Raw genomic sequence first — 20,797 nt, 5'->3', positions numbered from 1 at the left:
AGACTTGTAAAATAGAGGGACGCTTCCGCATGCCGATCGAAGTCCTCATGCCGGCGCTGTCGCCGACCATGGAGGCGGGCAAGCTCGCCAAGTGGTTGAAGAAGGAGGGCGACGCGGTGAAGTCCGGCGACGTGATCGCCGAGATCGAGACCGACAAGGCCACCATGGAAGTCGAGTCGGTCGACGAGGGCACGCTTGGCAAGATCCTGATCGAGGAAGGCGCCGAGGACGTCCGGGTGAACACGCCGATCGCGCTGATCCTCGGCGAGGGCGAAGACGCAGGAGCCCTGAGCGACGGCGCCGCCCAGGCGGGCGCCAAGCAGCAGAAAACGGACGCCGAACCTCCGGCGGATGAGCCGACTTCAGGCGGCGAAGCCGCCGCGAAGTCGGCGGTGGAGGGCGCCGCGAAAGACGAGGCTGGGGGCAAGCAGTCCCCGCAGGAGGCCAAGGCGACGGGCTCGGCCGCAGCCGCGCCCCCGCAGCCCGAGGCGCTGCCGGAGCCGGACGTGCCGGAGGGGACGGAGATGGTGTCCCTCACCGTCCGCGAAGCCCTGCGCGACGCCATGGCCGAAGAGATGCGGGCGGATGAACGCGTGTTCCTGATGGGAGAAGAGGTCGCCGAATATCAGGGCGCCTACAAGGTCAGCCAAGGCCTGCTGGACGAGTTCGGCCCGGAGCGCGTGATCGACACGCCGATCACGGAGCACGGCTTCGCCGGCGTCGGCGTCGGCGCGGCGCTTGCCGGCCTGAAGCCGATCGTGGAGTTCATGACCTTCAACTTCGCCATGCAGGCGATGGACCAGATCATCAATTCGGCCGCCAAGACCAATTACATGTCCGGCGGGCAGATGAGCTGCTCGATCGTGTTCCGCGGGCCCAACGGCGCCGCGGCGCGCGTCGCGGCGCAGCACAGCCAGGATTACTCCGCCTGGTATTCGAGCGTTCCCGGGTTGATCGTCGTGGCGCCCTATACGGCGGCCGACTTCAAGGGCCTGCTCAAGGCGGCGATCCGCGACGAGAACCCGGTCGTGTTCCTCGAGAACGAGATCCTCTATGGCCAGTCCTCTCCGGTGCCGAAGCTCGACGATTACGTCGTGCCCATCGGCAAGGCGAAGATCGCCCGTCCGGGCAAGGACGTGACGATCGTCGCCTGGTCGATCGGGATGACCTATGCGCTGAAGGCCGCCGAGGAGCTCGCCAAGGAAGGGATCGAGGCGGAGGTCATCGACCTCCGGACCCTGCGTCCGATGGACACCGACACCATCATCGCGTCGGTGAAGAAGACCGGCCGCTGCGTGACGGTCGAGGAGGGCTGGGCGCAGTCCGGCGTCGGGGCCGAGATCGCGGCGCGGATCATGGAGCGCGCCTTCGACTGGCTCGACGCGCCGGTGACGCGAGTGTCCGGCAAGGACGTGCCGATGCCTTACGCGGCGAACCTCGAGAAGCTTGCTCTGCCGAGCGTGGCCGAGGTGGTCGAGGCGGCGAAAGCGGTCTGCTACCGGTCATGACGGCCAGGCCGAAGGGGCCCGCCGTTTTCCTGGCGGTCCCCTTTCGGTTCGATGCGACAGACGCCACAGAAGCCTTCTGAAGAGGCCTGAAGACCGATGCCGACCAATATCCTGATGCCCGCGCTCTCGCCCACCATGGAGAAGGGCAACCTCGCCAAGTGGCTCGTGAAGGAGGGCGACGAGGTCCGGTCCGGCGACGTCATCGCGGAGATCGAGACCGACAAGGCCACCATGGAGGTCGAGGCGGTCGACGAAGGCCGGATCGGAAAGATCATGGTGCCGGAAGGCACGGTCGACGTCGCCGTCAACGAGCCCATCGCCATCTTGCTGGGCGAGGGCGAGGACGACAGCGCGCTGACCGAGACGGCGAAGCCGAAGGCCGAGGCTCAGCCCAAGGCCGCCAAGACTGAGTCGACGGCGCCGGAGCCGTCCGGGCCGTCAGAGGCCGCGCACGGCAAGGCTCCCGCGACCGAAGAGAAGCCGAAGCAGCCGACGGCGAACGGGCATGACACAAGCGAGCGCGTCTTCGCATCGCCGCTGGCGCGGCGGCTCGCGAAAGAGGCTGGCCTGGACCTGAAGGCGCTGTCCGGCTCAGGCCCCCATGGGCGCATCGTCAAGGCCGACGTCGAGAAGGCGAAAGCCGCCGGCGGCGCAGAGAAGGCGCCGGCCCAGGAAGCCCGCGCCGGCGTCTCGGCGCCGACCCCGGTCTCCGACGAAGCCATCCGGAAGCTGTTCCCGGAAGGCTCCTACGAGGAGATTCCGCATGACGGCATGCGGAAGACGATCGCGCGCCGGATGACGGAGGCGCGGCAGACCGTGCCGCAGTTCTATGTGACGGTCGACTGCGTCATCGATGACCTGCTGGCGCTTCGCGAGCAGGTGAACGCCGCCGCGCCCGAGAAGGACGGCAAACCCGCGTGGAAGGTTTCGGTCAACGACATCGTGGTGAAGGCGCTCGGCGTCGCGCTGTCGCGCGTGCCGGACGCCAACGTCACCTGGACCGAGGGCGCGATGCTGCGCCACAAGCATGCGGATGTCGGCGTGGCTGTCGCGCTGCCCAACAACGGCCTGATCACGCCCATCATCCGCGCCGTCGAGACCAAGAGCCTCTCGGCGATCGCGAAGGAGATGAAGGATCTCACCGCCCGCGCGCGGGAGCGTAAGCTCAAGCCTGAGGAGTATCAGGGCGGCACGACCGCGGTGTCGAACCTCGGCATGTACGGGGTCAAGGACTTCACGGCGGTGATCAACCCGCCGCACTCGACGATCCTCGCGGTCGGCGCGGGCGAAAAGCGGCCGGTCGTCGTCGGGTCGAAGATCCGGGTCGCCACGGTCATGAGCGTCACGCTGTCCTGTGACCACCGCGCGGTCGACGGAGCGCTCGGCGCGACCCTCGTCGCCGAAATCAAAAAGCTGATCGAAAAGCCTATCGCGATGCTGGCGTGACGCGGCCTGACCGCGCGCCCTCAAGACCCAAGGAAGACCGATGCCGCTCGTCCGAATCTCGCTCCTGAAGGGCCGCAACGAGGCGCACAAGCGCGCCATGGCGGAGAGCGTCTACGAGGCCCTGCGAGAGGTCTTCAACGTGCCGGAGAACGACAAGTTCATCGTGATCCACGAGCACGACAAGTCCGAGTTCGTCTATGCGGCGAGCTATCTCGACATCGCGCATGACGACGATCTCGTGATCGTCCAGATCACCGCCAACGAAGGGCGTTCGACCGAGCTGAAGCAGGCGCTCTACAAAAACATCGCGGCGCGCTTCGAGAGCGCTGCAGGCGTCAAGCCGAACAACGTCATCATCAACATGGTCGAGGTGAAGAAGGAGAACTGGTCCTTCGGCGACGGCGTGGCGCAATACGTGTGACGATGAAGGCCTATCTCGCAGGGCCGGAGGTTTTCCTGCCGGAGGCGGCGGCGCTGGCGGCGCGCAAGAAGGCGATCTGCCAGCGGCACGGCTTCGAGGGACTCGACCCTTGTGAGAATGATCTGGTCCCGGGTGAAGAGCCGTCTCCGGCCTCCCTGTTCGCCGGAAACCTTCGGATGATCGAAGCCTGCGACCTCATGCTGGCCAACCTTACGCCATTTCGCGGCGTGAGCGGCGACATCGGCGTCGCCTTCGAGCTCGGTCTGGCCTTCGCCATGGGCAAGCCTGTCTTCGCCTATTCGAACGACCCACGGGTCCTGCGTGACAGGGTGATGGGCGGTCGGCCGAAGGAGGCCCGCCGCGGCCGGCCGTTCCATGAGGATGGCATGGCCGTCGAGGATTTCGGCCTGCCCGAGAACCTGATGCTAGCCGAAGCCGTGCGGCGCTCCGGCGGCGCCTTCCTTCGCGCCGAGCCAGGCGGCGGGGCCCTTCCGCTGACGGATCTCAGCGTGTTCGAGGCTTGCGTCGCCGAGGCGGCGCGCATTCTCCGCAACAGGAGCGGCTCCGCCGGGGCGCTCGTAGAGCAGCGACAGGCGGCGCGAACCAATGGCTGAACCCTATGACGTTCTCATCATCGGCGGCGGACCGGGCGGCTATGTGGCGGCGATCCGCGCGGCACAGCTCGGCTTCCGGACGGCCGTCGTCGAGCGCGAGCACCTTGGCGGCATCTGCCTGAACTGGGGCTGCATCCCGACCAAGGCGCTGCTCCGCTCGGCGGAGGTCTTTCACTATTTCCAGCATCCCGAAGCCTACGGCCTGACGGCCGAAAAGGTGGGCTTCGACATGGCGGCCGTGGTGAAGCGCTCACGCGGGGTGTCGTCGCAGCTCAACGGCGGCGTCGGCTTCCTGATGAAGAAGAACAAGATCGACGTCATCTGGGGCGAAGCGACGATCTCGAAGCCCGGCGAGGTGAAGGTCGTTCCGCCAAAGAAGTCAGTGCTGGGACCTCCTGCCCCGCCGCCGAAGGGCGCGCTCGGGGAGGGGACCTACCAGGCCAAGAACATCATCGTCTCCACGGGCGCGCGTCCGCGCGCGTTGCCGGGGCTGGAGCCCGACAGAAAGCTGATCTGGACCTATTTCGAGGCCATGGTCCCCGACCGGATGCCGAAGTCGCTCCTGGTGATCGGCTCCGGCGCGATCGGCATCGAGTTCGCGAGCTTCTATCGCACCATGGGCGCGGAGGTGACGGTGGTGGAGCTGCTGCCGCAGATCCTGCCCGTCGAAGACGAGGAGATCGCCGCGCACGCCCGCAAGCGCTTCGAGAAGCAGGGCATCCGGATTCTCACCGGCGCGAAGGTCGCGAAGCTCGACAAGGGCGCGGACGACGTGACCGCGACGGTGGAGACCAGCGACGGAAAGACCGAGACGATCAAGGTCGAACGCGTCATTTCGGCCGTGGGCGTCGTCGGCAACATCGAGAACCTCGGTCTCGAGGCTCTCGGCGTGAAGACCGAGCGCGGGGTCATTGTCACGGACGGAGTCGGGCGCACCAACGTCAAGGGCGTTTACGCCATTGGCGATGTCGCCGGTCCGCCGATGCTCGCCCACAAGGCGGAGCACGAGGGCGTCATCTGCGTGGAGGGCATCAAGGGCTTGCCGGTCCACCCGATGGACAAGGCCAGGATCCCGGGCTGCACCTACTGCAATCCCCAGATCGCTTCGGTCGGCCTGACCGAGAAGAAGGCTCGTGAGCAGGGCCGCGAGATCAGGGTCGGGCGCTTCCCGTTCAGCGGCAACGGAAAGGCGATCGCGCTTGGCGAGCCCGAAGGTCTGGTGAAGACCATCTTCGACGCGCAAACCGGCCAGTTGCTCGGCGCCCACATGGTCGGCGCAGAGGTCACCGAACTCATCCAGGGCTTTGTCATCGCCATGAATCTCGAGACGACAGAGGAGGAGCTCATCCACGCCGTGTTCCCCCATCCGACGCTCTCGGAGATGATGCATGAGAGCGTTCTGGACGCCTACGGCCGCGTGATTCACACCTGAAGCGCGGGTTTTTTACGCCGAGGCGGAACGGTCCGGTCGGCTCCCGGTTCTCTATTCCGATGGAACACGCAGGGGAGTCTGCTTCATGGAAGGCGTCGGCTGGATTATGGCGATCATTCTCGGCGGCATCGCCGGATGGATCGCCGAGCAGATCATGAAATCCGAGATGGGGGTGATGATGAACATCATCCTCGGGATCGTGGGCGCGCTCGTCCTGAACGCAATCCTCAGGATGCTGGGCGTTGTCCCGCCGGATGGCTGGATCTGGCAGTCGGTCATCGCGGTCATCGGCGCCTGTCTGCTGATCTGGGTGTGGCGGATGGTTCGCGGCCGCACGGCCTGACCTGCTCAAGGCGCGCTTCTGGCGCCCGGCGGGCGCATCGACGCGCGGCCAGCCATGGACTAGGTTTGGGGAGAGCGGGCGAGCGCCTGCTCTCCCTTTCTCTTTGCGGCTTTCAGCTGCGAAACAGGACACGCCTCGAGCCATGGTCACGGTGCTCGACCGCACCCACGGCGCCCCGCGCCCCCGGCATCCTGAGAAGGCCAATCGCCCCGAAAGCGAGGCGCTCGCCAAGCCGGACTGGATCAGGGTTCGCGCACCCAGCTCTCCGGTCTATCGCGAGACGCAGGAGATCGTCCGGTCCAACAAGCTCGTGACGGTCTGCGAGGAGGCAGGCTGCCCGAACATCGGCGAATGCTGGTCGAAGAAGCACGCCACCTTCATGATCCTGGGCGACACCTGCACGCGGGCCTGCGCCTTCTGCAACGTGCGGACGGGGCTGCCGGAGGCCGTGGACGCGGGCGAACCCGCGCGGGTCGCGGAAGCCGTGGCGAAGCTCGGCCTGCACCATGTCGTGATCACCTCCGTCGACCGGGACGACCTGCCGGATGGCGGCGCACGCCACTTCGCCGAGGTGATAGAGGCCACGCGCGCCGCGAGCCCGGCCACGACGATCGAGGTGCTGACCCCGGATTTTCTCCGCAAGGACGGGGCGCTGGAGCGCGTGATCGAAGCGCGGCCGGACGTCTTCAACCACAACCTCGAATGCGTTCCCTCGCTCTACCTCACGGTGCGGCCCGGAGCGCGCTACTTCCACTCGCTCCGGCTGCTGCAGCGGGCGAAGGAGCTCGATCCCACGATCTTCACGAAGTCCGGAATCATGGTCGGTCTGGGCGAGGAGCGGAACGAAGTGCTCCAGCTGATGGACGATCTGCGGTCGGCTGAGGTCGATTTTCTCACGATCGGGCAGTACCTCCAGCCGACCCGCCGCCATCAAAGGGTGGAGCGTTTCGTGCCGCCCCAGGAGTTCGCCTCGCTGGAGACCATCGCTTACGCCAAGGGCTTCCTCATGGTCTCCGCAAGCCCGCTGACGCGCTCCTCTCATCATGCCGGAGAGGACTTCGAGAAGCTGCGCGCGGCCCGCGCCGCGAAGGCCTCGCAAGGCCCCGTTCTGGCGGCGGAGTAGGGACCCGGTTTCCCGTAGCCAGATCGGCCGTCTCTCCCTCGGGCCCACCATGCCTCTTCCGCCGATACTGCAGGGCCGTCTGTCGCTGCCGGTGATCGGCGCCCCGATGTTCATCGTGTCGGGGCCGGACCTGGTGATCGCGCAGTGCAAGGCGGGAATCGTAGGCGCGTTTCCCGCGCTGAACGCCCGTCCTGCGCAGATGCTCGGCGTCTGGCTGGAACGAATCGGTCGGGAGCTCGCCGAATTCGCCGCGGCGAACCCGGAGGCTCCGGTCGCGCCATACGCGGTGAACCAGATCGTCCACGCCTCGAACGCCCGCCTTGCGGACGACATGCGGGTCTGCGAGGCGCACCGCGTCCCCATCGTCATCACCTCGCTTCGCCCTCCGGACGAAGTCGTGGCGGCGGTCCATGGCTGGGGCGGGATCGTGTTTCATGACGTGATCTCCGTCCGGCACGCCGAGAAGGCGATCAGGGCCGGCGTGGACGGGCTGATCCTCGTGTGCGCGGGCGCCGGCGGCCACGCCGGGACTCTGAGCCCGTTCGCGCTGCTCCAGGAGATTCGCGCCTTCTACGATGGACCGATCGCGCTTTCAGGAGCGATCGCCAGCGGCGCAGCGATTCTCGCGGCCGAGGCGCTCGGCGCGGACCTCGCCTATATCGGGACACGCTTCATCGCCACGCAGGAGGCCAACGCCGATCAGCGGTACAAGCAGATGCTGGTCGACGGGGCGGCGAGCGACATCGTCTACACGTCGCTCTTCACCGGCGTCGCGGGCAATTATCTGCGGCCCTCCATAGCGGCGGCCGGCATGGATCCAGACCGGCTGGAGCCAGCCGCCAAGAGCCGCATGGACTTCGCCGCCTCTGCGACGCCCTGGCGGGACATCTGGGGCGCCGGACAGGGTCTTGGCGCAATCCTTGATGCGCCGCAGGTTTCGACGGTCGTCGAAAGGCTTTCTTTAGAATATATGGCGGCGAAAGGGCGACTCTGCGGCAAGTAGATGTCTGAAAATTAAGGCTCTCTTAGGAGCATAGTGGCAGAAAGTCCTCACCCCGGAAGGAAGACCAAACCGGTGGTCGACAACGGCGCTCAGGGAGGTCATTTAGCGATGACCGCGCACCGCCATCGGGGTTCGCGTCCAACTTGATTGGGTAACCAAATGATCCGCAATATCGTTCTCGGCGCAGCCTCTGTGGCGGCGTTGACTTTCGCGTCGGCTGCGTCCGCGGCCGATCTCCCCGCTTATGAGCCCGCTCCCGCCGTCGCGGCGCCGGTGCCGTCCTTCAGCTGGACCGGCCCGTACATCGGTATCCAGGGCGGCTACAGCTGGGGTGACACCAACATCGGCGGCATCAAGCCGAAGGGCTTCGTCGTCGGCGGCTACGCTGGCTACAACTACCAGTTCGACAACTCGCCGGTCGTGGTCGGCATTGAGACCGACTTCAACTACGCCGACATCGACGACAAGTCGGGCGGCGTGAAGGCTCAGACCCGCTGGAACGGCGCGACCCGCGCCCGTCTCGGCTACGCGTTCGAGAACTTCCTGGTGTACGGCGCCGGCGGTATCGCTTACGCCGACCGCAAGGTGCGCGTCGCGGGCTTCGGCAAGGACAGCAAGACCGCTGTCGGCTGGACCGTCGGTGGCGGCCTCGAGTACGCCGCGACCGACAACGTCTCGGTCCGCGCCGACTACCGCTACGCCGACTACGGCAAGGACAGCTTCAGCTTCAGCGGCGCCCGTGGCCGCGCCGACTACAGCGAGCATCGCGTGATGGCGGGCGTCGCTTACAAGTTCGGCTGGTAAGCTCTAGCTGCTACGCAATGAAGAGCCCGGGCGCGCAAGCGTCCGGGCTTTTTCGTTTGGGCGCTAGACCGACCGCTTCCGGGCGTCGCAGGCTCGGTCAGCGAGCCGCGCGACCTTAGCCGCGTCGTCGAACGCAGCGCTGAAGCCTGTCTGATTTGGAAAGTGGCGGAAGGGGTGGGATTCGAACCCACGGTACGGTCACCCGCACGGCGGTTTTCAAGACCGCTGCCTTAAACCGCTCGGCCACCCTTCCGCGATCGCCGAAGCGCCCGCGCATTTAGCGTTTCCGGCCCGGCGGCCGCAAGCCGCAGTTCCGTTCAGGCTGACTGTCTCGAAATTCCTCATCACCAGTTAAGGGATATGGTTGAGACTTTATTGCCACGCCCCATTGCCGCCGCAATTAAGCGACCATTTTGCCAACTCAGAGTGACGGTTCGGACACATATGCTGAGCCGATTCGGGGGATGCGCGGGGGCCTTGTCGGGGCTCCGCTTTGCCAGCCGGACTTGATCCACAGGTCTGTCGCGTGCAATCTCCGCCGGCTTAACGGGGAAAACGGCATGAACGCTGTGGCGGCACGACTTAACGCGAAGCGTCACAGTTCCCCGACAAGTTCATGGCGCCGTTCGGCGAAATTCGGTTCCGTATCCTCTGCAGCAGGCCTCCTAGCGCTGGCGGGCCTGCTCTCAGGCTGCTCGGCCCATAACGGGTCCAAGGTCGCCACCGCTGAGCCCGCCGCGCTGGCGACGCAGCTCCCGCCCGAGCAGGTCGCCGCTGCGGCGAACGCCGAGCGGCCGGCGGGCGCGAAGCGCTACATTGTGGCCGAGAAAGCGACGACGCCGCGGAAGCGCACGCAGGTTGGGCTCGCCTCGTGGTACGGCGCGGCTTTTCAGGGCCGTCGCACGGCGAACGGCGAGACTTTCGACCTGAAGGGCTTCACCGCAGCTCACCCGAACCTGCCGCTGCCCTCCTACGTGAGGGTGACCAACGTCAAGAACGGCCGCTCGATCGTCGTCAGGGTCAATGACCGCGGCCCCTATCACAAAGGCCGCATGATCGACGTCTCGCGCCGCGCCGCCGACGTGCTCGGGTTCCGCGGCGATGGCGTCGGCAATGTGAAGCTGGACTATATCGGGCTCGCTCCTCTCTCCGGCCGCGACGACGAGAAGCTTCTCGCGACCTATCAGGAGTTCGGCCGCCCCGGCGCGCCCGAAGGCGTCCAGATGGCCTCGCTCAAACCGGTGAAGGACACGGAGCTCGCTTCGGAAGTCAGCGTCTCGCCGGAGACGCTGGTGGCGAGCGCCGCGCCCGCGGCGGCGCCCGTCGAGCCCCCGGCGGCGACCGCCTATGCGGCGGCCGAGAGCGCTCCTTCGGCGGAGTCCGCGCTGGCGGCCGTCGCCGCCTCCGAGCCGGTCGCTGCTCCAGCGGTCCCCGTGGCGCTCGCTCAGGCGCAGCCGAAGCAGCCCGCCGACACGCCGACGCCGCTCGCTTCTGTGAAGCGCGTGGTCCAGCCGGCGGAGCCGGTGCTGGCGAGCTCCGCGCCTGATCTGACCAAGACGGCGTCCGAGCCGACCGGAGCGCCGCAGCCGGCGACTGGCGGCCAGGTCGCTTCTCGCATCGCCGACAGCTTCGACAGCTTCGGATCCGCCGCCTTCGCTTCGGCCGGCGACCCTCATCAGCTCGGCCTCGCCAGCGCCTATTCGTCATTCCGCTAACGCTGCCGATCGATCGGACCGCCGTGCTCCGCATCCTCGATTGTGCGCGGACCTGACGCGTCCTATCCTCGCTGTCTGAGGAAAGGCGTGGCGTAGCGATGATCGGGTTCCTTTCCGTCGGCGCGGCGCGGAGAGCGTGGCTCTTCGGCCTCACCGCCGTCGCGGCTCTGCTCCCGCAGGCGACGTTCGCAGCAGCGCCGTCGAGTCCCACGACTTCGCCGATCGCCTATCTCTACGACGTCGGCGCGGGATCCACCCTGTTCGCGAAGCAGGCCGATCTGCCGTCCGCTCCGGCCAGCATGGCCACGCTGATGACGTCCGAACTCGTCTTCAAGGCGATGCGGGAAGGCCGTCTCAAGGCCGACGACAGCTTCAGGATCACCGAGGACGCGTGGCGGCGGGGCGGGGCGCCTTCGCGCGGTTCGACGATGTTCGCCAAGCTGAACTCGGACGTCCCGCTGCCGGATCTCCTGCGCGGCATGATCGTCCAGTCGGGCGGCGACGCGGCGATCACGCTTGCGGTCGCCCTCGCGGGCTCCGAGTCGGCCTTCGCCGAGATGATGAACCGCCGCGCGCAGGAGCTTGGGCTGAGCCGCTCGACCTTCCGCAACGCGACCGGTCTGCCTGACCCGCAGCAGAAGATGACCGCGCGCGACATCGCGCAGCTCGCGCGGCACATCATCGAGACCTACCCGGAAGAGTACAGGATTTTCGCGGAACCGGAGTTCACCTGGAACAAGATCACCCAGCGCAACCGCAATCCGTTGCTCGCCGACTATCAAGGCGCCGATGGGCTGAAGACTGGCTACACGGAAGAGTCCGGATACGGTCTGGTCGGCTCCGTGGCGCGGGACGGCCGGCGGCTGATCGTCGTGCTGAACGGCCTCGAAACGGCGAAGGACCGGGCGCAGGAAGCGCGCAAGCTGCTCGACTGGGGCTTCACCGCGTTCGAGCAGCGCGAGCTGTTTTCAGCCGACGAGCACATCGCGGAAGCCCGGGTGTTCGGGGGCGCGACGCTGCACGTTCCCCTGGTGGCGGGCCGTGCCGTGGAGTTGCTCACGCCCAAAGGCGACGACGCGAGGGTGGTGGCGCGGGTGAGCTATGACGGGCCGGTCGTGGCGCCCATCGCGAAGGGCGCGCGGATCGGCACCCTGAAGATCTGGCGCGGCGAAACGCTGTCGACCGAGACGCCGCTTCTCGCAGCGGAGGATGTGCCTGTCGGAGACATGAGCCGGCGCGCCTTCGACGGCGCGCTCGAGCTCCTGGGCGGCTGGTTCGACAAGATCGTCGCCCGGATCTGATGAGCCGCTTCATCACCTTTGAAGGCGGCGAGGGCGTCGGCAAGTCGACCCAGATGCGCCGTCTCGCGGCGCGGCTGGGCGAACGGGAGCAGCGCGTCGTGACGACGCGCGAGCCCGGCGGTTCGCCACGCGCCGAACGCCTGCGGCAACTGCTGCTCACGGGCCGGGCCAAGCCATTCGGGCAGCTGGCCGAGACCGTGCTGCTCGCCTCCGCGCGCGCCGACCACGTCGACCGCGTCATCCGGCCCGCGCTGGAGCAGGGCGCCTGGGTTCTCTGCGATCGCTTCATCGATTCGACGCGCGCCTATCAGGGCGTGCTCGGCGCCGTCGACGCCGACGTGATCTCGGCGCTCGAACGCGTCGCGGCCGGCGACTGCGTCCCCGACCTGACGCTCATCCTCGATGCGCCCACCGAGCTTGGGCTCGGGCGCGCGGGCGCACGCGCCGGGGAGGGGGCCCGCGACCGCTTCGAAGCCGAGGACGGAGCCTTTCACGAGCGGCTCAGACGCGCCTTCATCGACATCTGTCGGCACGAGCCAGACCGCTGCGTGCTGATCGACGCCACGGGCGCCGAGAACGAGGTCGCCGACCGAATCTGGGACGTCGTCTCGCGCCGCTTCGATCTCACCAGCGTGGCGCCGGCATGAGCGACCTTTCGGAAGGGGCGCCGGAATCGGATCGCCGGGAGGGCTGCCCGCACCCGCGCGAGACGCTCAGGCTGGTGGGACACCGCGAAGCCGAGCAGGCGCTGCTTTCGGCCTATCGCTCCGACCGGATGCACCACGCCTGGCTGATCTCGGGCGCCGAAGGCGTCGGCAAGGCGACCCTCGCCTATCGGCTGGCGCGTTTCGTCCTCGCCCACCCTGATCCCGCAGGGCCCGCCGTTCAGGGCGCCGTCGACCTTGCGATCGCGCCGGATCACCCCGCCGCCCGGCGGGTCGCGCGGCTGTCGCACTCCGACCTGCTGGTGCTCCGGCGCGGCTGGAACGCCGACCGCAAAGGATTCTTCGGCGAGATCCGGGTCGACGACGTGCGCCGGACCGCGTCCTTCTTCGGCTCGACGGCCGGGGAGGGCGGCTGGCGAGTCTGCGTCGTCGACACGGCGGATGACATGAACGGAGCTGCCGCCAACGCGCTTCTCAAGGCCCTGGAGGAGCCGCCGCCCCGCGCATTGTTCCTTCTGCTCAGCGCCGCCCCGCGTGCGCTGCCGGCGCCGGTGCGTTCACGCTGCCGCTCGCTTCGTCTGGCGCCCCTCTCAGACCGCCAGACGCTCGACGTGCTGCAGGGACTGCCGGAGCTGGCGGACGAGCATGAGATGGAGGCGCTGGCGACCGCGGCTGAACTGGCGGAAGGCAGCGTGGCGCGCGCGCTCTCTCTGCTCGCGAGCGACGGAGCCGCGCTTCGCGCCACGGTGAGCGGCCTGCTCGACCGGTTGCCAGCGGTGGACGTCAGGGCGGCTCATGCGCTGGCCGAGGATCTCGGCCGACGTGGCGCGGAAGCGCGCTTCGCGGTGTTTGTGGCCCTCGTGGGCGACTGGCTGCACGCCCGCGTCGCGGCGGGCGCCGCACTGCGGGAGCCGCGCCTTGCGCGGTTTGCGGAGCTGTGGGAGAAAACCGCCCGTTCCGCCCGGGAAATCGAGGTGTTCAACCTCGACCGGCGGCCATTCGTCCTTGAGACGCTGACCGAGCTCGCCGGCCTCGCGCGCCGCTGACGGCGGCCCGGCGAAACCCGAGCCCGGAATGTCGGACGCCAAACCGCCCTTCTACGTCACGACCGCCATCGCCTATCCGAATGGCGCGCCGCATATCGGCCACCTCTACGAGGCCGTCGCGACAGACGCGGTGGCGCGCTTCCACCGTCTGGACGGCCGCGATGTGCGGTTCCTGACCGGCACCGACGAGCACGGGCTTAAGATGGCCCAGACGGCGGCGCGCGAGGGCGTGACGCCGCTCGAATGGGCGACCCGCAACGCAGAAAGCTTCCGCGCCATGGACGAGCGCTACGGCGTCTCGTTCGACCGCTTCATCCGCACCACCGACGCCGACCACTATGCCGCCAGCCAGGAGCTCTGGCGGCGCATGACTGAGGCCGGAGACATCTATCTCGGGAAGTACGAGGGCTGGTACTCGGTCCGCGACGAGGCGTATTTCGACGAAAGCGAAACCACCCTCGGTGAGGACGGCGGGCGCAGGGCGCCGACCGGAGCGCCGGTCGAGTGGGTCGTCGAGGAGAGCTACTTCTTCCGCCTGTCGGCCTATCAGGAGCGGCTTCTAAAGCTCTACGAGGAGCAACCCGGCTTCATCGGTCCCGATGCGCGCCGGAACGAGGTGCTGGCCTTCGTGAAGAGGGGGCTCTCTGACCTTTCGATCAGCCGCACCACCTTCAACTGGGGCGTGCCGGTTCCGGGCGATCCGAAGCATGTCATGTATGTCTGGGTCGACGCGCTGACGAATTACCTCACCGGCTGCGGCTTCCCAGACGACACGCCGAGCTTCGAGCGCTACTGGCCGGCGAACCTGCACGTCATCGGCAAGGACATCATCCGCTTCCACACGGTGTTCTGGCCGGCCTTCCTGATATCGGCCGGTCTGCCGCTGCCCGGGCGCGTCTTCGCGCACGGTTTCCTCTACTTTCGAGGGGAGAAGATGTCGAAGTCGGTCGGCAATGTGGTCGACCCCCTGGCGTTGGCGGAGGGCTATGGCGCGGACCAGGTGCGCTACTTCCTGCTTCGCGAGGTGCCGTTCGGCCAGGACGGCGCCTACAGCCACGACGCCATCGTGGGGCGGATCAACGCCGACCTCGCCAATGACCTCGGCAATCTCGCGCAGCGCTCGCTTTCGATGGTGGCGCGAAACTGCGAGGGCAGGGCGCCCTCGCCCGGCGACTTCTCGGAGGCGGACCGCACGCTGCTCGCCGCGGCCGACAGCCTCCGCGGCAAAGTGCGCGCAGCCTTCGACGATCTCGCGCTCCACAATGCGCTGGCGACGATCTGGGCCGTGGTGGCTGACGCCAACCGCTACTTCGCGGGCCAGGAACCGTGGGCGCTGAAGAAGACGGACCCGGAGCGCATGGCCACCGTGCTCTACGTCACGCTCGAGGTCGTGCGGCAGGTCTCGATCCTGACGCAGCCCTTCATGCCGGAAGCGTCCTCGAAGCTGCTCGACTTGCTCGGCACGCCGCTCGAGAAACGCGAGTTCGCAGCGCTCGGCGAGGGCGGCCGTCTCGTTCCGGGCGCATCGCTGCCGGCGCCTCAGCCGGTCTTCCCGCGCTATGTCGAGCCTGCGGCGGAGGCGGCGTCGTGACCCCGCTGGTCGACAGCCACTGCCACCTTGATTTCCAGGACTTCGCCCCGGAACGCGACGCAGTGGTCGCGCGCGCGATCGAGGCGGGCGTCGGCCTGATGGTGACGATCTCGACGCGCGTGAAGCAGTTCGACCGCGTCCTGTCGCTTGTCGAGCGCTATCCGAACGTGTTCGGCACGGTCGGCACGCACCCGCAGAACGCGCATGAGGAGCTCGACGTCACGACGGACGACCTGATCCGGCTTGCCCAGCACCCCAAGATCGTGGGCTTCGGCGAGGCCGGCCTGGATTTCCATTACGACACCAGCCCGCCGGAAGCGCAGGAACAGGGCTTTCGCGCGCACATCGCGGCCGCGCGCGAGACCGGCCTTCCGCTGGTGATCCACTCCCGGTCGGCCGACGAGAGGATGATCGAGGTTCTGGAGGACGAGGCGGGGAAGGGGGCCTTCCCTGCCGTCTTGCACTGCTTTTCTTCCGGCGCCGAGCTTGCGCGCCGCGGCGTCGCGCTCGGCCTCTATGTCTCCTTCTCGGGCATCCTGACGTTCAAGAAGTCCGACGAACTTCGGGCGATCGCGGCCGAGCTGCCCGCGGACCGGCTGCTGGTCGAGACCGACGCGCCGTACCTCGCCCCCGATCCATTTCGTGGCAAGCGTAACGAGCCGGCCTACACCGCCCGAACGGCCGCTGTGCTGGCCGCGACGCGCGGCTGGAGCGAAGACGAGGCGCGCCGCATAACAACGGACAATTTCTTCCGTCTTTTCAATAAGACAGACAGGAATGCTCTAGTGAGCTCGACGGACTCGGCGGCCGCGTGAGGCTGCGCGTCACGATCCTCGGCTGCGGCTCCTCCGGCGGCGTCCCGCGGGTCGCGAGCGGCTGGGGCGCCTGCGACCCGAATGAGCCGCGGAATCGCCGCCGCCGCTGCTCGATCATGGTCGAGCGGCTGGGAGAGGACGGCGTCACGCGGGTCGTCGTCGACACCGGGGCCGACCTGCGCGAGCAGTTGATCGACGCGGGCGTCGAGCGCGTGGACGGCGTCCTCTACACACATGAACACGCCGACCACACGCACGGGATCGATGATCTCCGTCCGCTGGCGATCCACGCGCGCGGCCGCGTCGACATCTGGTGCGACGAGCAGATGTCCGGGTTTCTCAACGGCCGCTTCGGCTACGTCTTCAAGACGCCGCCTGGCAGCGACTATCCGCCGATCCTGAACGAGCGTCGGCTGCATATCGGCCGGCCGGCCGGCATCGACGGCCCCGGCGGCGAGCTTGAGGCCTTGCCGATCGCTCTCGTTCACGGACGTGAGCGCGCCTTGGGCTTCCGGTTCGGCGACGTCGCTTACACGCCGGACGTCAACGAGATCCCGAAATGGTCGCAGGCCTATCTGGAAGGCCTCGACGTCTGGATCGTCGACGCGCTCCGGCACACGCCGCATCCGAGCCATTTCTCGGTCAGCGACGCGCTGGGCTGGATCGAGCGGCTGAAGCCCCGCCGCGCCATCCTGACCAATCTCCATACGGATCTCGACTACGCCACCTTGAAGGCCAGCCTGCCGCCATCAGTCGACGTCGCGTTCGACGGTCTCGTCATCGAAAGCGCTACGACGGCCGCCAAGACCGCAGGGGACCGCGAGGCGGTTTCCTGACAGCAGGGCCCGCAACGGCGATCCGGGCAGCCGAATAAGTTCCATAATATATCTTATGCGACTCATGCTGGGGTGTTGACGCGCCTGCTGCGCTGACCTCGCGGCGGCCGCGCCTTGACCAGCCGGGCGGCCACGGGCACGTCTCGGACGCCCTTGCCGGAGACCCCAATGACGCCCTCTCGCGACATCGCCCGCCTGATCCAGATCATGGCCGCGCTGCGCGAACCAGGGACCGGCTGCCCCTGGGATCTCGAGCAGACCTTCGAGACGATCGCTCTCTACACGATCGAAGAGGCCTACGAGGTCGCGGACGCGATCCAGCGCGGCGATCTGCTGGATCTGAAGGAAGAGTTGGGCGACCTGCTCCTGCAGGTGGTCTACCACTCCCGCATGGCGGAGGAGCGCGACGCGTTTGCGTTCGGAGACGTCGTCGAAGGCGTCACCCGCAAGCTGATCCGCCGCCATCCGCATGTCTTCGGAGAGGCGCGTGATCTGGCCCCTGACGCGGTGGCCCGACTTTGGGACTCCATCAAGGCGGAGGAGAAGGCCGAGCGGGCCGCCGCGCGAGGCGACCACGCCGCGCCTGCGCCGAGCATGATGGACGGCGTCGCGGTCGCCCTGCCCGGCCTCACGCGCGCTGTAAAGCTTCAGGCCAAGGTCGCCACGGTGGGCTTCGACTGGGACGACGTCTCGCTGGTGATCGGCAAGGTGCGCGAGGAGATGGACGAAGTCGCGGAGGCGGTTTCGTCGGGCGACAAGGACGCGATGGAGGACGAGATCGGCGACCTGCTGTGCGCTGTGGCGAATCTTGCCCGGCACGTGGGCGTCGACCCCGAGGCGGCTGTCCGGCGCTCCAACGCAAAGTTCGAGCGCCGCTTCCGCTCCATCGAGCAAGAGCTTGCGAAGCTGGGGAAAACGCCTGCGGACAGCGATCTCGACGAGATGGACCAATTGTGGAACCGCGCCAAGGCGGTCGAGCGGGGCGCAGCGGGGTAGGGCCACGCCCTGCCCTCACGCCGCGTGCCCTGCCCGGACTCCGTCGTCCATCCGCTCCCGAAGGAAACGGCAGATCCGCTCAAGGGCCGTCCGGCCCTCCGGGATCAACCGGGCGAAAGCCTGCCAGACGTGGGGCATCTCGCTCCAGACCTCGAGTTCGGCGTCCACCCCGGCGCGTTGCAGCGCCCGCTGCATTCTCACGGCGTCATCGCACAGGATCTCGTCGCTGCCGCACTGGATCAGGCAAGGCGGCAGGCCTTTCAGGTCCCCGAAAAGCGGCGACAGCAGGGGGTTCTTGAGGTCGCGCTTCGGAGCATAAGCGTCGAGGACGGCCGGTAGACCGGCGACATGCAGCAGTGGGTCGAGCGCGGCGTTCGTCCGCAGGCTCTCGCCCCCGCCGGTCAGGTCGACGAAAGGCGACATCGCGACCGCCGCCGCCGGCATCGGCGCGCCCTCCTCCTTCAGCTTGAGCAGCAGCGCGAAGACCAGATTGCCGCCGGCCGAGTCGCCCACCAGCGCCAGGCGCGACGGCGGCGCCCCCTGCTCCAGTAGCGCGCGATACGCCGCGGCGGCGTCCTCCAGCGCGGCCGGGAACGGGTGCTCCGGCGCAAGCCGATAGTCGATGACCGCGACCCGGGCGTCCGCCCCCCGAGCGATCCTCCCGGCTATGCCGCGATGGGTGCGAGGCGAGCCCGAAACGAAGCCGCCGCCGTGGAGGTAAAGGATCCGCCGGTCCGTCACGTGGCCCGAGGGCGCGCTGCACTCCACGGGCACGCCCGCCAGAACGCCTTTCCGCATGGCGACGCCTCTCGGCCGATCCGGGGCGTAGCGCGCCACGAGCTCCATGGAGCGCCGTATCCGCCCAAGATCGGGCTTGGCGTGCATGCGCGTCTTGATGGCGTGCCGCATGAAGAAGCGTAGAAGTCGCGCACGGGCGCTGGCGGCTGCGGGCATGCGTGGATCTCGACGCGCGGCGACAGGCGCTCCACGCGAAGCGCGACGGCTCCGCCGGCGAGGAGGCGCCGCCACTTCGCATATGCAAGAATGTTGTCGCTCGCATGTCAGAGCGAATCAGCGATCTGAGAATGGCCAAGACCAACGATCTTTTTGCCGGAGCGACCCCGGAAGCGCCGCGCCGTTCCGGCGCGCGGGAGGCCGCGCGCGCCCTGCCCCGCGCCGCCGCGCCGGCCGAGGCGAGCTATACGGCGGCCGACATCGAGGTGCTCGAAGGTCTGGAGCCGGTCCGCCGGCGCCCGGGCATGTATATCGGCGGCACCGACGAGAAGGCGCTGCACCACCTCTTCGCCGAGGTGATCGACAACGCGATGGACGAGGCGGTCGCTGGTCACGCCACCTTCATCGCGGTCGACGTGGGCGCGGACGGCTCGGTCACCGTCACGGACAACGGCCGCGGCGTCCCGATCGACCCGCACCCCAAGTTTCCCGAGAAATCGGCGCTCGAGGTCATCATGACCACCCTGCATTCGGGTGGGAAGTTCGACTCCAAGGTCTACGAGACCAGCGGCGGCCTGCACGGCGTCGGCGTCTCGGTGGTCAACGCGCTGTCTGAACGGCTCGAGGTCGAGGTCGCGCGCAACCAACGGCTCTACCGGCAGTCGTTCGCGCGAGGCGTCCCGCTGGGAGGCCTCGAGGAGATCGGCCCCGTCCACAACCGGCGCGGCACAAAGGTCCGGTTTCTTCCCGACACCCAGATCTTCGGTGACGGCGCCCGGCTGCAGCCCGCCCGCCTCTACCGCATGACCCGCTCGAAGGCTTACCTGTTCTCGGGCGTCGAGATCCGGTGGACCTGTCCCGCGGAACTGATCCCGGCAGGCGACGACACGCCGGAGCGCGCGACGCTGCACTTCCCGGGCGGCCTGAAGGACTTTCTCGCCGCGAGCCTGGCCGACCGGGAGCTGTCCGCGGAGCTGTTCGCCGGCTCGCACAAGAAGCCCGGCGGCCACGGCTCCGTGGAATGGGCGGTCGCCTGGACTGATGACGGCGAAGACGGCTTCTGCCGCTCCTACTGCAACACCATCCCAACGCCCGAAGGCGGCACCCACGAGAACGGCCTGCGGATGGCGCTGCTGCGCGGACTGCGCGGCTATGCGGAGCTCGTCAACAACAAGCGCGCCGCGATTCTGACCGGCGAGGATGTGATGCAAGGCGCGGCCGCGATGCTGTCCGCCTTCATCCGCGAACCGGAATTCCAGGGCCAGACCAAGGAGCGGCTGGCCACGGCCGAGGCCTCGCGCATCGTCGAACAAGCGGTCAAGGACGCTTTCGACCACTGGCTTGCGGCCTCCCCGCAGCAAGCCAACCGGCTGCTCGAGAGCGTCATCCTGCGGGGCGAGGAACGTCTGCGGCGCCGGCAGGAAAAGGATGTCGCGCGCAAGACCGCCACCCGCAAGCTCCGCCTGCCGGGCAAGCTGGCCGATTGCAGCCAGGCCGGCGCGAAGGGTTCAGAACTCTTCATCGTCGAGGGCGATTCCGCCGGCGGCTCCGCCAAGCAGGCGCGCGACCGCGCCACCCAGGCGGTGCTTCCGCTCCGGGGCAAGATCCTCAACGTCGCGAGCGCGGGCGCCGACAAGCTGGCCCAGAACCAGCAACTCGCGGACCTGCTGCTGGCTCTCGGCTGCGGCACCCGCTCGCGCTACTCCGACGCCGATCTCCGGTATGACCGCGTGATCGTGATGACCGACGCCGACGTCGACGGCGCGCACATCGCCTCTCTTCTGATGACCTTCTTCTTCCGGGAGCTTCCGGACCTGATCCGCAACGGGCACCTGTTCCTCGCCGTGCCTCCGCTTTACCGGCTGAGCCATGGCGGCGTGACCATCTATGCGCGCGACGACGCCCATAAGGACGAGCTCCTGGCTAAGCGGTTCAAGGGGAAGAACGTCGAGATCGGCCGCTTCAAAGGCCTAGGCGAAATGATGCCGGCTCAGTTGCGGGAGACCACGATGGACCCGGCGCGGCGCACGCTGCTGCGGGTCACCGTCGAGCAGTCCGAAGAGGACCCGACGCGCGACGCCGTCGAGCGCCTTATGGGAACGAAGCCGGACGCGCGCTTCCGCTTCATTCAGGAACGGGCGCCCTTCGCGGCCGAACTGGTCGACGTGTAGGCGAGGCCCCGTG

General features: G+C 67.9%; 19 protein-coding genes and 1 tRNA gene. 18 read left to right on the top strand and 2 right to left on the bottom strand.

Features of this window, described 5'->3' with window-relative positions:
• The first annotated feature begins 29 nt into the window (after positions 1 to 29).
• From GGR24_RS05035 to GGR24_RS04995, 9 genes are all read left to right on the top strand, one after another.
• A complete protein-coding gene (locus GGR24_RS05035; protein ID WP_183394145.1) occupies positions 30 to 1,508 on the top strand; it encodes a pyruvate dehydrogenase complex E1 component subunit beta in 1,479 nt (492 codons plus the stop codon).
• A gap of 96 nt (positions 1,509 to 1,604) precedes the next feature.
• Positions 1,605 to 2,954: a pyruvate dehydrogenase complex dihydrolipoamide acetyltransferase gene (locus GGR24_RS05030; protein WP_183394144.1), complete on the top strand. Its 1,350-nt coding sequence runs from the start codon at positions 1,605 to 1,607 to the stop codon at positions 2,952 to 2,954.
• A gap of 40 nt (positions 2,955 to 2,994) precedes the next feature.
• Positions 2,995 to 3,375, top strand: a complete 381-nt coding sequence (locus GGR24_RS05025) for a tautomerase family protein (protein ID WP_183394143.1) — start codon at positions 2,995 to 2,997, stop codon at positions 3,373 to 3,375.
• A gap of 2 nt (positions 3,376 to 3,377) precedes the next feature.
• Entirely contained in the window at positions 3,378 to 3,989 is a 612-nt protein-coding gene (locus GGR24_RS05020; RefSeq protein ID WP_246398078.1) for a nucleoside 2-deoxyribosyltransferase, read from the top strand.
• Entirely contained in the window at positions 3,982 to 5,421 is a 1,440-nt protein-coding gene (gene lpdA, locus GGR24_RS05015; protein WP_183394141.1) for a dihydrolipoyl dehydrogenase, read from the top strand. Before GGR24_RS05020 ends, lpdA begins: the two co-directional genes overlap by 8 nt.
• 85 nt (positions 5,422 to 5,506) lie before the next feature.
• Positions 5,507 to 5,764 (top strand): GlsB/YeaQ/YmgE family stress response membrane protein, encoded by a 258-nt coding sequence (locus GGR24_RS05010; protein ID WP_183394140.1) that lies wholly within the window; start codon positions 5,507 to 5,509, stop codon positions 5,762 to 5,764.
• Between the two features lie 142 nt (positions 5,765 to 5,906).
• A complete protein-coding gene (gene lipA / locus GGR24_RS05005) occupies positions 5,907 to 6,887 on the top strand; it encodes a lipoyl synthase (RefSeq protein WP_183394139.1) in 981 nt (326 codons plus the stop codon).
• 49 nt (positions 6,888 to 6,936) lie between these two features.
• A complete protein-coding gene (locus tag GGR24_RS05000) occupies positions 6,937 to 7,890 on the top strand; it encodes an NAD(P)H-dependent flavin oxidoreductase (RefSeq protein ID WP_183394138.1) in 954 nt (317 codons plus the stop codon).
• 159 nt (positions 7,891 to 8,049) lie between these two features.
• Positions 8,050 to 8,694, top strand: coding sequence for an outer membrane protein (locus GGR24_RS04995; protein ID WP_183394137.1), 645 nt, complete (start codon positions 8,050 to 8,052; stop codon positions 8,692 to 8,694).
• Between the two features lie 163 nt (positions 8,695 to 8,857).
• Here GGR24_RS04995 and GGR24_RS04990 read toward each other — a convergent pair.
• Positions 8,858 to 8,947: transfer RNA gene (locus GGR24_RS04990), tRNA-Ser, on the bottom strand.
• Positions 8,948 to 9,512: 565 nt separating this feature from the next.
• On the opposite strand from GGR24_RS04990, the gene GGR24_RS04985 reads away from it, so the two are divergent.
• The 8 genes from GGR24_RS04985 to mazG all read left to right on the top strand — a co-directional run bounded on the left by GGR24_RS04985 (position 9,513) and on the right by mazG (position 17,659).
• Entirely contained in the window at positions 9,513 to 10,409 is an 897-nt protein-coding gene (locus GGR24_RS04985) for a septal ring lytic transglycosylase RlpA family protein (RefSeq protein WP_343066198.1), read from the top strand.
• Between the two features lie 98 nt (positions 10,410 to 10,507).
• Entirely contained in the window at positions 10,508 to 11,710 is a 1,203-nt protein-coding gene (locus tag GGR24_RS04980; RefSeq protein ID WP_183394135.1) for a D-alanyl-D-alanine carboxypeptidase family protein, read from the top strand.
• Positions 11,710 to 12,357: a dTMP kinase gene (gene tmk, locus GGR24_RS04975; protein WP_183394134.1), complete on the top strand. Its 648-nt coding sequence runs from the start codon at positions 11,710 to 11,712 to the stop codon at positions 12,355 to 12,357. The genes GGR24_RS04980 and tmk overlap by 1 nt, the downstream gene beginning before the upstream one ends.
• Entirely contained in the window at positions 12,354 to 13,421 is a 1,068-nt protein-coding gene (locus GGR24_RS04970) for a DNA polymerase III subunit delta' (RefSeq protein ID WP_183394133.1), read from the top strand. The genes tmk and GGR24_RS04970 overlap by 4 nt, the downstream gene beginning before the upstream one ends.
• 28 nt (positions 13,422 to 13,449) lie before the next feature.
• On the top strand, positions 13,450 to 15,012 hold the full coding sequence (gene metG, locus GGR24_RS04965; protein ID WP_183394132.1) for a methionine--tRNA ligase: 1,563 nt from the start codon (positions 13,450 to 13,452) through the stop codon (positions 15,010 to 15,012).
• On the top strand, positions 15,009 to 15,827 hold the full coding sequence (locus GGR24_RS04960) for a TatD family hydrolase (RefSeq protein ID WP_183394131.1): 819 nt from the start codon (positions 15,009 to 15,011) through the stop codon (positions 15,825 to 15,827). The genes metG and GGR24_RS04960 overlap by 4 nt, the downstream gene beginning before the upstream one ends.
• A complete protein-coding gene (locus GGR24_RS04955; protein WP_183394130.1) occupies positions 15,824 to 16,663 on the top strand; it encodes an MBL fold metallo-hydrolase in 840 nt (279 codons plus the stop codon). Before GGR24_RS04960 ends, GGR24_RS04955 begins: the two co-directional genes overlap by 4 nt.
• Before the next feature lie 168 nt (positions 16,664 to 16,831).
• Entirely contained in the window at positions 16,832 to 17,659 is an 828-nt protein-coding gene (gene mazG / locus GGR24_RS04950) for a nucleoside triphosphate pyrophosphohydrolase (protein WP_183394129.1), read from the top strand.
• Positions 17,660 to 17,674: 15 nt separating this feature from the next.
• On the opposite strand, the gene GGR24_RS04945 is transcribed toward mazG, so the two are convergent.
• Positions 17,675 to 18,613 (bottom strand): alpha/beta hydrolase, encoded by a 939-nt coding sequence (locus GGR24_RS04945; RefSeq protein ID WP_183394128.1) that lies wholly within the window; start codon positions 18,611 to 18,613, stop codon positions 17,675 to 17,677.
• 131 nt (positions 18,614 to 18,744) lie between these two features.
• Between GGR24_RS04945 and parE the strand changes: the two genes are divergently transcribed.
• Complete coding sequence (parE, locus tag GGR24_RS04940) at positions 18,745 to 20,784, top strand: DNA topoisomerase IV subunit B (protein WP_183394127.1); 2,040 nt, start codon at positions 18,745 to 18,747, stop codon at positions 20,782 to 20,784.
• Positions 20,785 to 20,797 lie beyond the last annotated feature (13 nt).

Origin of the sequence: Hansschlegelia beijingensis, from assembly GCF_014196425.1 — a bacterium.
Taxonomy (GTDB): Bacteria; Pseudomonadota; Alphaproteobacteria; order Rhizobiales; family Methylopilaceae; genus Methylopila; species Methylopila beijingensis.
This window is presented reverse-complemented; position numbering and strand designations above follow the sequence as displayed.